The 9,762-nt window shown below is 30.6% G+C and carries 15 protein-coding genes; all 15 read left to right on the top strand.

Annotated features, from left to right (window positions below; genetic code table 11):
* Positions 1-257 (top strand): hypothetical protein (locus LIZ98_RS09990; RefSeq protein WP_227203038.1); only part of this gene is annotated, 257 nt, incomplete at its 5' end.
* 530 nt (positions 258-787) lie between these two features.
* A complete protein-coding gene (locus tag LIZ98_RS09985; protein ID WP_227140200.1) occupies positions 788-1,006 on the top strand; it encodes a BhlA/UviB family holin-like peptide in 219 nt (72 codons plus the stop codon).
* Entirely contained in the window at positions 1,006-1,359 is a 354-nt protein-coding gene (locus tag LIZ98_RS09980) for a hypothetical protein (RefSeq protein WP_227140201.1), read from the top strand. The genes LIZ98_RS09985 and LIZ98_RS09980 overlap by 1 nt, the downstream gene beginning before the upstream one ends.
* Before the next feature lie 14 nt (positions 1,360-1,373).
* Complete coding sequence (locus LIZ98_RS09975; protein WP_227140202.1) at positions 1,374-2,660, top strand: GLUG motif-containing protein; 1,287 nt, start codon at positions 1,374-1,376, stop codon at positions 2,658-2,660.
* Positions 2,657-2,932 carry a hypothetical protein gene (locus LIZ98_RS09970; protein WP_227140203.1) on the top strand — a complete coding sequence of 92 codons (276 nt, stop codon included), beginning with the start codon at positions 2,657-2,659 and terminating at the stop codon, positions 2,930-2,932. Before LIZ98_RS09975 ends, LIZ98_RS09970 begins: the two co-directional genes overlap by 4 nt.
* A gap of 20 nt (positions 2,933-2,952) precedes the next feature.
* Positions 2,953-3,372, top strand: a complete 420-nt coding sequence (locus LIZ98_RS09965; RefSeq protein WP_227140204.1) for a hypothetical protein — start codon at positions 2,953-2,955, stop codon at positions 3,370-3,372.
* Positions 3,373-3,443: 71 nt separating this feature from the next.
* Positions 3,444-4,316: an SU10 major capsid protein gene (locus LIZ98_RS09960; protein ID WP_227140205.1), complete on the top strand. Its 873-nt coding sequence runs from the start codon at positions 3,444-3,446 to the stop codon at positions 4,314-4,316.
* Between the two features lie 77 nt (positions 4,317-4,393).
* Positions 4,394-4,570, top strand: a complete 177-nt coding sequence (locus tag LIZ98_RS09955; RefSeq protein ID WP_227140206.1) for a helix-turn-helix domain-containing protein — start codon at positions 4,394-4,396, stop codon at positions 4,568-4,570.
* 170 nt (positions 4,571-4,740) lie between these two features.
* Complete coding sequence (locus LIZ98_RS09950; RefSeq protein WP_227140207.1) at positions 4,741-5,634, top strand: hypothetical protein; 894 nt, start codon at positions 4,741-4,743, stop codon at positions 5,632-5,634.
* Between the two features lie 75 nt (positions 5,635-5,709).
* Positions 5,710-5,895 carry a hypothetical protein gene (locus tag LIZ98_RS09945; RefSeq protein ID WP_227140208.1) on the top strand — a complete coding sequence of 62 codons (186 nt, stop codon included), beginning with the start codon at positions 5,710-5,712 and terminating at the stop codon, positions 5,893-5,895.
* Between the two features lie 378 nt (positions 5,896-6,273).
* Positions 6,274-7,065, top strand: a complete 792-nt coding sequence (locus LIZ98_RS09940; protein WP_227140209.1) for a hypothetical protein — start codon at positions 6,274-6,276, stop codon at positions 7,063-7,065.
* Positions 7,066-7,137: 72 nt separating this feature from the next.
* The gene (locus LIZ98_RS09935) at positions 7,138-7,305 is read left to right on the top strand and encodes a hypothetical protein (protein WP_227140210.1); all 168 of its coding nucleotides are present in this window, start codon (positions 7,138-7,140) and stop codon (positions 7,303-7,305) included.
* Entirely contained in the window at positions 7,302-7,712 is a 411-nt protein-coding gene (locus LIZ98_RS09930) for a hypothetical protein (RefSeq protein WP_227140211.1), read from the top strand. The genes LIZ98_RS09935 and LIZ98_RS09930 overlap by 4 nt, the downstream gene beginning before the upstream one ends.
* A gap of 145 nt (positions 7,713-7,857) precedes the next feature.
* The gene (locus LIZ98_RS09925; protein ID WP_227140212.1) at positions 7,858-8,076 is read left to right on the top strand and encodes a hypothetical protein; all 219 of its coding nucleotides are present in this window, start codon (positions 7,858-7,860) and stop codon (positions 8,074-8,076) included.
* Positions 8,077-8,328: 252 nt separating this feature from the next.
* Positions 8,329-9,711 carry a terminase large subunit gene (locus LIZ98_RS09920; RefSeq protein ID WP_227203036.1) on the top strand — a complete coding sequence of 461 codons (1,383 nt, stop codon included), beginning with the start codon at positions 8,329-8,331 and terminating at the stop codon, positions 9,709-9,711.
* The last annotated feature ends 51 nt before the right edge of the window (positions 9,712-9,762 follow it).

The following is a 9,762-nucleotide window of genomic DNA, read 5'->3' as shown; positions in this document are numbered from 1 at the left end:
CAGAATGGATACAGTGTAATAAATTTAAAAATAAAAATGTTAAGGGTTTAGAAAAAAAGAAAATATCATTCTCGACTTTTAGACGAATCGCAAAATACTTGAAAACACTGGATTTTTTAGGTATTGAGTCTATTTTTATTATATGGAATAAGAGGAGTAAAAACTACCTGTTTAGAGTTTATTTATCAGAATGGATACAGTGTAATAAATTTAAAAATAAAAATGTTAAGGGTTTAGAAAACTCACAGAAACCTTGATGTATCAACGTTTGCAGCAATTTTTAGAAATTCCTTATTATGATAGAGTAAATAAATTAATAAATTAATATTTTTAATGTCCATGTTTTAAAACCTTCGTAACCCTTGATATATAAGGATTTTAATCTAACTTTAAAAACATCAAAACGCTGAAACCGTTGGGAGAGTAAGGATACAAGAGTTTTTAACCGATTGTCGTTAAAGGAAGGCAAACACTTGAAAACCTGACAAGAACATTGTTCGTATTGGTTAAAAACCTAAGTTGAGTTTTTTAAATGCTAAGTTCAAATTTATTATATGGAATAAAAGTAGAATAAAACTAGACCGTTAAAATGATACACTGTAATATCTTTTATTAAGTGTCAATTAAAATGACATTTAATAAAGGGTATTAAACTCTTTTTTTTATTTAGTTCTCCTAAAAGTCAATTTTACATGTTGACTTCTGTTTTCCAATTTTCGAGTGGACAATCTGCCCACTCTCTTTTTTTAGTCATATTTATTACATATTTTAAAAGGCGGTGTTTAAAATGGATATATCACAAGTCCCCCTTGACGTTTGGTTATCACAAGGAATATTTGCCCTATTATTTGTTTGGTTATTAATTGACACACGAAAAGAGGCAAAAACAAGAGAAGAAAAATTATCACAACAGATTGACAAACAAAATGAGAGCATGGAAAAAATTGTAATAAGTTTACAAGGTTTGGAACAACAAATTTCATCATTAAAGGAGGTTAAAAATTAATGTCAGAAATAACTAGTTACGCTTATCAAAATTTAAGGGATTACATTCAATCAAACTGGCAATATTTAGAGTTACAAAATGAATCAGGAGTCGCAATTTTGCGATTATCCCCTACTGATTTACGTTGTACATGGACACATAACGCAGGCGACCAAACATTAAAATTACAAGTAGTGATTAAAGGTAGTGATACAGATATTACCCTACCTTGTACTTTTGCAAAATCAGCTATTTATAATGTTGCTACTGGTGGTAATGCAATAAGTGAAGAATCATTTACACCTTTCATGCTTGAAACAGACCAAGACGAATTAACGGTAATCCATAATATCCAAGTACCCCAAGTGATTTAAGGGGTTGATTAAAAATGTTAGGTTTAGGAACACAAACAGATCCATACTTAATCAGCACACCGGAAGATTTAAACGCAATTCGCAATGACTTAAAAGCATATTATGAACTAACTAATGATATTGATATGTCGTTGTGGGAAAATTGGATGCCCATTGCCCCATCAACAACAAATAGATTTGAGGGCTACATCGACGGCAAAGGACATAAAATAATAAATTTAAAAATTATCAGCAGCACAGAATTTGCCGCATTTATCGGAAACGCTAGAGGTGATGTGTCAAACGGATATATAAAAAATTTAGGGCTAGAAAATATTTATGTCGAGTCAGACAAAAATAATGTTGCTGGATTAGTAGCACTAAACTTTAAATCAACAATTACAAATTGCTATGTAACCGGGACAATTAAAAATACTAGTCCGACCGCATACTATACAGGTGGGATAGTCGGTAGGCAATACGGTCTCATAGAAAACTGTTTTACAGATTGCAATGTAATCGGCGGTAATGACACAGGCGGCTTTGTCGGCTTTTTACCAAATGAGACAGCAATTTTAAAAAATAACTATACAAAAAGCAAAGTAAGCGGACAAACCAACACAGGCGGCTTTTATGGGCGAATGAACACAAGCGCAGGATATAGACCAACTTTTGTAAGTAACTACTTTAATAAAACAATCGCAGGAACAACAAATTATCAAACGTCAGGAGTAGTGGGACTGACAACAGATGAAATGAAACAACAATCAACTTATGTCGGATGGGATTTTAAAAATGTTTGGTACATGGATAGTCAAACAGGTTATCCTACTTTAAGAGTTTTTGCTAATATTCCAGCGACAAAACAAGAAACAATTACAGTTAATTCCCACAGTTTGCCGATTAAATCAAATGTAAGTAAAAATATCAAAGCAACCAAACACACAAAATCAATTTCAAGTCCAGTTTTTTCAATAACTAATAGAAAAATTAGCACTACAAAAAACGTCTTGACTTATTCCCTACCCATTTATACATATGCTCAAAAGTCTAATAAAATAGTACGAAATATAACCGAAAATGTACATACCTATATCAACCCAATCCAAGCCAAAATTGAAAGGTATATCAAGTCTACTAAACAATTAAACACTCATACAAGCCCTATAACGTCTTATATTAACGTTTTAGCCCCTATTGATACATTTATACCTAACGCTTATTTAAACGTCATAAAGGGCAATTCTACGGCTTATAATAAGCAAAATTTATCGAATACTTATTATATTACTAATCCTTCCTATTGTGAGGTGATTAAATGATACAAGGCGATACAATCCGTTTACAATGTCATTTTAAGTCATTTAACGGTCAATCAGTAGACCCTATAAATGTAACTTTAACGATTTATGATAAAGATAAAAACCAAGTGGAACAGTATGAATTGGATGACACGAACAAAGAAAATGTTGGTGTCTATTTTTATGATTATTCCCCTCCCCTTGAATTGGACGAATTTATATTTGAGTTTAAGGGGGTTTATAATGATAAGCCAATCCTCGCACGGGATTTGGTGCAAGTTAAATTTATATAATCAAATTGGAGGTTTTAAATATGAATGAAAATCAACAACAAAATAACGAACAACAAGAGCAACAACAAGTTGAAACAGTTGCTAAAAGTGAATATGATTCTATTGTTGCCGAATTGGAAGAAGTAAAAGCCAAACTCCCAATGGATTTAACGGAAGAAGAAAAGGTAATTCAACAAAAACAAAAGGAATTATTTGACAAAGAAATTCAATTAACGCTTAAAGAAAATGGATTGGAACAGTTTAAGGATATTGTCAAAGTGGCAAATGATGATGAATTAAAAGAAACTGTTAAGAAATTAAATAAGATTGTAAATAATATTAAAATTGAAGTTGGCTATGTACCAAAGGACAATGCCAAAGATAACGAATATGATGTATTTGCTAAAAACAAAGACACCAAAGGCATGATTGCAACAAAACTATCTAAATTATTTGGGTAATAAACGGTCTAACTAATAGTTAGGTCGTTTTTATTTTATACAAAATTAAAAATATCGGAGGATGATTATTAATGTTTGAATCTACTAATTTTACAAATGCTGAAAGAATTTCCCTTGCTCAAGAAATCGCACTTATTGGAGTACAAGCAACGCCCTTAACTACATTATTAATGTCAAAAGGCAACATTGAAAAAGCAACGTCAACAGTCTACACGTGGAGAGAAAAGACTCTCGATAATACGGATGATATTGCACAAATTGAAGGGTCTGAAACAAATGCGTTTCAGGAATCTGCGAGACGTGAGTTAAATAACGTACTTCAAATTTTCAAAAAAGCCGCAAGTTTAAGCGGTTCTGCAGCTGCTATAAAATCAACTCAATTTTCAGAAGAAATTAACGACCGTTTACTAGAAACAAAAATTGCAGTTGAAAAAGCATTGATTAATTCGTTAAAAAATGATGGTTCTACCACGCCATTTATTCGGCGTATGTCGGGATTAATTGAGTTTGCTGATCCTACTAATGCAGTAAATGTTGCTGGTAAAGTAACAGAACAAACTATTAAAGATGTAATGCGGAAATTATGGAATCAAAATTTAGCAGAAGGTCAATATTATGCATTAGTTAATGCCGACGTCAAAGAACAAATTGACGAAATTTATAAAGATCGTTATAACTACAATCATGTTACAACAAACTTTGGTTTAGTTGCAGATTCGATAAATACGAATTATGGAACAGTAAATCTAGTTTTATCTAAACATGTTCCGGCAGATAAAGCAGTATTTTTTAATGATAATTATGTTGATCTTGTAAGTTTACGTGAAGCACAATTTGAACCATTAGCAAAAACTGGTGATAGCGTCAAGGGGCAAGTAATCGGTGAATATACGCTAAAAGTTGCAAGTCCTAAAGCCATTGCGGTTGTAACTGTAACTGAATAATTTAATACACACCTTAAAGGGTTTGGGGTTATCCCCTTCCCTTTTTTTAAATTTAATCAAAAAGGAGATTGAAAGGAATGATTAGCCATAAAGAATACTACATAATTTTACGCAAACGAAAAAAAATTACACATAATGAACTGGCAAAATATCTAAAAATTAGTCAATCGTATATTTCGCTTTACGAAAATGGAAAACGTGTTTTTTCAAAACAATTAGAGCAAAAATATAGAGAATACATAGAGAATAAATAATAAAAAATTAATCAATTGAAAATTGGAAAATGGAGGTGAAGATGTGAAAGTTAAAAACTCATCATAACCACTTTCCTTTTAGCTAACTAAAAAAAGGAGAAGTTAGTTAAAAAGGAGAGAGTTAGATTATAAGAGGATTGGTGGGAGAGTAAAACTCTTTCACTTTTTACATGCAACAAGAATTAAAAAATAAATTTCAAGATTGGACAAAAGAAATTGATAGTAGCTATAAACTTATTTTAACAAATGACTTAGATTCATTATTTACAGTAGCAATATTAAAATATTTATTTGGTTGTCAAATAGGATTATTTTATGATTTTAACAAAATATATTCGATACAGCCCAAAAACGATAAATCAAAGTTAATCGGTTGTGATTTGGCCGCTGAAGATCACGAGATAAAAACATTTTGTAATCACGTGACACGAATGACAAAAGACGATTTTGTTAATCCAAACAGTGCAAACTTAAATAATTTTGCAACTCGTGTATACGGCGGCGGTACAATACATAATACAACTTATTTTCGTAAATATAGTGGTTCAACTTTATTGACTGTACTATCACTATACAATGCGTTTGATAAATTAATACTACCTAATAATTCGGAATTAACAGAAGAACAATTAAAAATATTGGCTTGTATTGATTCTTATTTTTATGGGGCTTATCATCCGAAACACTATGAAGCGTATAAATATTTTCAACTCTGGCAGGAAGCAATAGGACTTAAAATGTTTAAAGATATTTTTGATACATATACAAAAGATGAATTAATACAATTCCAAAACGAACATAAATTAAGAGAAACAATATCTGCATATAAAACAAAAGGCGGTTATAAGTTAATAACTAATTTACCGATTGACTATTTACAAGAGCATTTCCCGATGTTAGATTTTAATATAGATGATGTGTTATTTATAACTAAATGCACATTAGCTAGACCACAATCAAAAAAATTTAATACCGGTACATCTAAACACGACATCAAAGGTCGTGTTTTTAGTTTGTCTGTAATCAATCGTCACAAGGTTGTTTATACGCTTTATCCAAATTAAATTAAGTGGGGGTGACACCTAGTGTCACAAAGTTGTGACACACTCCCCCCTAAAAAACCAAGGAGGAATTTAATCATGAAAAACACAGATTTTTTTTATTGTTATAACAAAAATTTATTTAAGTATTTGCATGATGTTAAAGGGATTGACTATATCACAGTCGCAAAAAATCCAACAACAGGTAAGACGTTTAGTATGTTTTATAAGAATGATATTTTACAAATTGCCTTGAATGAGTATAAGCAAAAACAAGATTATTGATATTTTATTTTTTTTCCGATACGTCAAAACATTGACATATAAGGACATTAAAAGTATTTGTTTTACATTTTGCTTTAAGGGTACATATATTTTACAAAAATCGTGATATTTTACTATAAAGGGTATATATTCCATATACAAAAATCGTGATATTTTTCGGAAATAAGGGATATATAGATATTGCAAAAATCATGATATTTTACCTTAAAGGGTACATATTTTAGATGCAATTATTATGATATTTTTTGAAAATAAGGGATGTAATAAACTTAGTTAATAATATTAAAGATAATAAGTTTATATATCTCAAAACACTAACGTGTTTTGATTTTAGGATTATTATATAAAGTTTAATCAATCAGGAGGTAATCAATAACAATGAATTATACATTACATAGTATCAAAATTAAAAGCAGTTGGTTTGATAACTTAGAGAGACAAAAAAATGTTTATCAAAAAATTACATATAAAGGGTTAAATTTATATTTTCAACTATATAAATTCCGGTTGCATAATCAAGAAAATGAACATACGTTTATCACATCTATTTCACTTTTACGCAAAGAAACAGGATATTCGACACAGGAAGTATTTGAGTTGCTAAAAAAATTAAAATCTGCCAAAATAATCAAACTGAACAATGTTTCACGTTGGGATTATTTGATAGATGAAAAAGAAAATATTCGTGATAGAGATGTATTATTTATTGTTGCAACAGATACATTTCCTATTGCTGATTACAAATATGTTAGTGATGATTATTACATTTATGTCCCACTTGATTTGTTTGAATTGTATAGGAAAAAAGGGTTAAATGAAAAATATTTTGCTTTGTATTGCTTGATTAAAAAATACAGCCAAAATACAGAACAAAAAATGTGGATGTCTATTGTAAAAATAGCTAAGTTTCTAGGATTTGACAAGGACTATGTCAACAAGATGATATATGAAATGAATCGTAATTATTTCCTTTCGTCATATCGAAGGGTTAAAAGTGACGGTTCATTTTATTTTGAACATCACATTTTAGATAGTGCAAAAGAAATAGAAATTGATAAATTTTTAAATGTACATAAGGACAATATGGACAAATTAATTAAACGTGTTGACAAAAAGAAAAGCAAGAAAAAATCTATTGATATTGAAAAGGAATTGGAAATAGTCGGTTAAAGGGTGTTCACTAAGTGTACCCCCTTTATTATTTATATAGAAATAATCAACTAATCTAGGAGGAATTAATCGATGCAGGAAAATATTAAATCTATAAAAGAGAATATTAAAAGTTTAAATGACGGTATCCATGAGTTGGACAAAGGGATAGGAAAAATGGAAATGTTGAATCAATTGCAAATATATCTATGTAAACAAGCCCAAGAATTAATCAATCAAATTGTAGGTGATAAACAATGACAACGATATTTGAAGCACTCAAACAGATCGATTGGCAAAAAGCAGAATATTTTAGATATAAGTTTCCAGATTTACGATATTATCAAGAACGACCTTTAAAAACTGAAAAGGAATTTCTTCATTCCGTTAATCGTAAAAGCATGAACCCATTTTTAAAATGGGAAAAAACAGATGAATATAAGTCATTATTAATGTTGTATTTGTCAACTAAAATTAGTGATGACTTTATGGACATTTATAATATCACTATTGACAACGCTAAAAAAGGTGACGAGAAAGCAATAAAAATATTTCTACAGTTACAAAGAGAAATTCAGCAAAATGCAAAGGCTGCGGGTAAACTTTTTGAAAAAGTGGAAATTGAAGAAGAGGAAACTGAAAATGATTTGGATTTAGATTTGAGTTGATATAATCACATTTCACAAGGTTGTGGAGTGAATTTATGTATTCAACAAAATTGGGGTGTGTCAAATTTGACGTACCTCTTTATGTTTGTGAGTGGTGTCGTGTTTTTGCGACACAGGTATTTTCTTTTTTATTGGAGGTGAAAATGTGGCAACTAAAAGTAAGCAAAGTAAGCAAAATAAAGCGTTACAAAAGGTTATGAACGATTTTCGTTTGTTTGCCAAAAATTTTATCAAAATTATTGATAATAACGGTAATAGTATTCCTTTTGTATTAAATCCAGAGCAGGAAGATTTTATCAATGAAATGGAAAAATATAATATCATTTTGAAAGGTAGACAGATCGGTAAAGTATTGCCGATGTAAAACTTCTTCTAATTGACTTGGAATTCCTAACGTAAAGACGAGGACGACAAGGGGCAAGTTTAAATACAGCCTGAACGACTGAACGAAGAAGGACACTATTTATTAGTGTTAAGCGACAGTCTGAACTATATGGAAACATATAGAGTAAGGTTGAAGTGCCTTACCGCCATTTATTAATGGTCAGTAGCCATTATTGGTGAAAGTAACAGAATGTTTACTACTCTATCACTTGGCTATATGCTATGGAGTGCCTTGACTAAGCCAGATACTAACTATTTAATGATGACTCATCATAACAAAGTAACGCAGAGTTTACTAAGGAAATTAAATAAAATGTATGCATCCCTTCCACATGATAAATTTGGTGATTTATTTCCTAAAAAGATCATTAGTAATAGAGATGAAATTTATTTTGAAAATGGTTCAAGAATCCAAGTAGCGACAGCAGGCGGTGAGGATTCGATCAGTGGGAATACATTTCAGTTAATCCATTTATCTGAAATGGCAAAATACCAAGATGAGCAACAGGAAGAAATAATAGCAACTTCTATCCCTGCTTTAGCAAAGAATCCTGATAGTAAAATTATAGTTGAATCTACTGCTATGGGCTATAACACTTACCAAAAAATGTTTATGAAAGCGTACAGAGGTAAAGAAAGCGTATGGAAAGCCCACTTTTATAGTTGGTTGGCTAAGGCATATAGTGACCAATTTAAACATTCATTCAATGAAGCGGAAACTTGGTACAAATTACATAACAATGGAAAACGATTGACATATAAAGATTTAGAGCCAGACGAACGATTATTAAGAGATAAATATAAGGCAACGTATAGACAATTAATGTTTAGACGTTATTATATTGAGACAAATTCACTTGACAAATTTATGAGAGAATTTCCCACAACACCAGACGAAGCGTTCCAAACAAGTAACGTATCTGTATTCGATACTTCTAAGATTAATGAACGGTTACATAATGTCCTCCCTCCCCTACCTACAAATGAAGTTTATGACTTATTGCCGGACGAATTAAAGCAATACATAAACAAATATTTATTAATTTATCGTTTACCTAAAAAGGGTATTCGTTGCTATGGAGGTGTGGACGTAGCATCCGGAACAGGAGGTAATACAGATAATAGCACCATTTCAATTTTTAATGTGGATGGTCAACAAATGGCAAGTTTTAAAGCGAATGATATACCTGTTTATCAGTTTGCTACAATTGTTAATGCATTAGGTAGATTTTATAATTATGCCTTTTTGTGTGTGGAGAGAAACAGTTATGGCTTACCTTTATTAGAAAAATTGCGTAAACAGTACGGTTATATTAATTTATTAAAACAAAAGATTTTTGACCAAAAAGGAAAGCGAAAATTACAGTTAGGCTTCCAAACTACAAAAGTAACAAAACCCATAATCATCAATGATTTAAAAGAGCAGTTCGAACTTAACATGATTTTAATTGAAGATGTGGATACATTAGAAGAAATGAAAATTTTTCAGGATATTGACGGCAAACTGGGTAACAAAAAAGGTCAAGATTTACATGACGATTTACTAATTGCGGTTGCCATGAGTGTGCAAGCGATGAAACAAATGAAACAAGGTAAATTTTATGTTGATATATAACTATGACTAGGTAATTCACCCAGTCATTTTTTATTTGAATAATAAGGAGTT

Source organism: Caldibacillus sp. 210928-DFI.2.18 (assembly GCF_020554505.1).
Taxonomy (GTDB): domain Bacteria; phylum Bacillota; class Bacilli; order Bacillales; family Caldibacillaceae; genus Caldifermentibacillus; species Caldifermentibacillus hisashii.
This window is presented reverse-complemented; position numbering and strand designations above follow the sequence as displayed.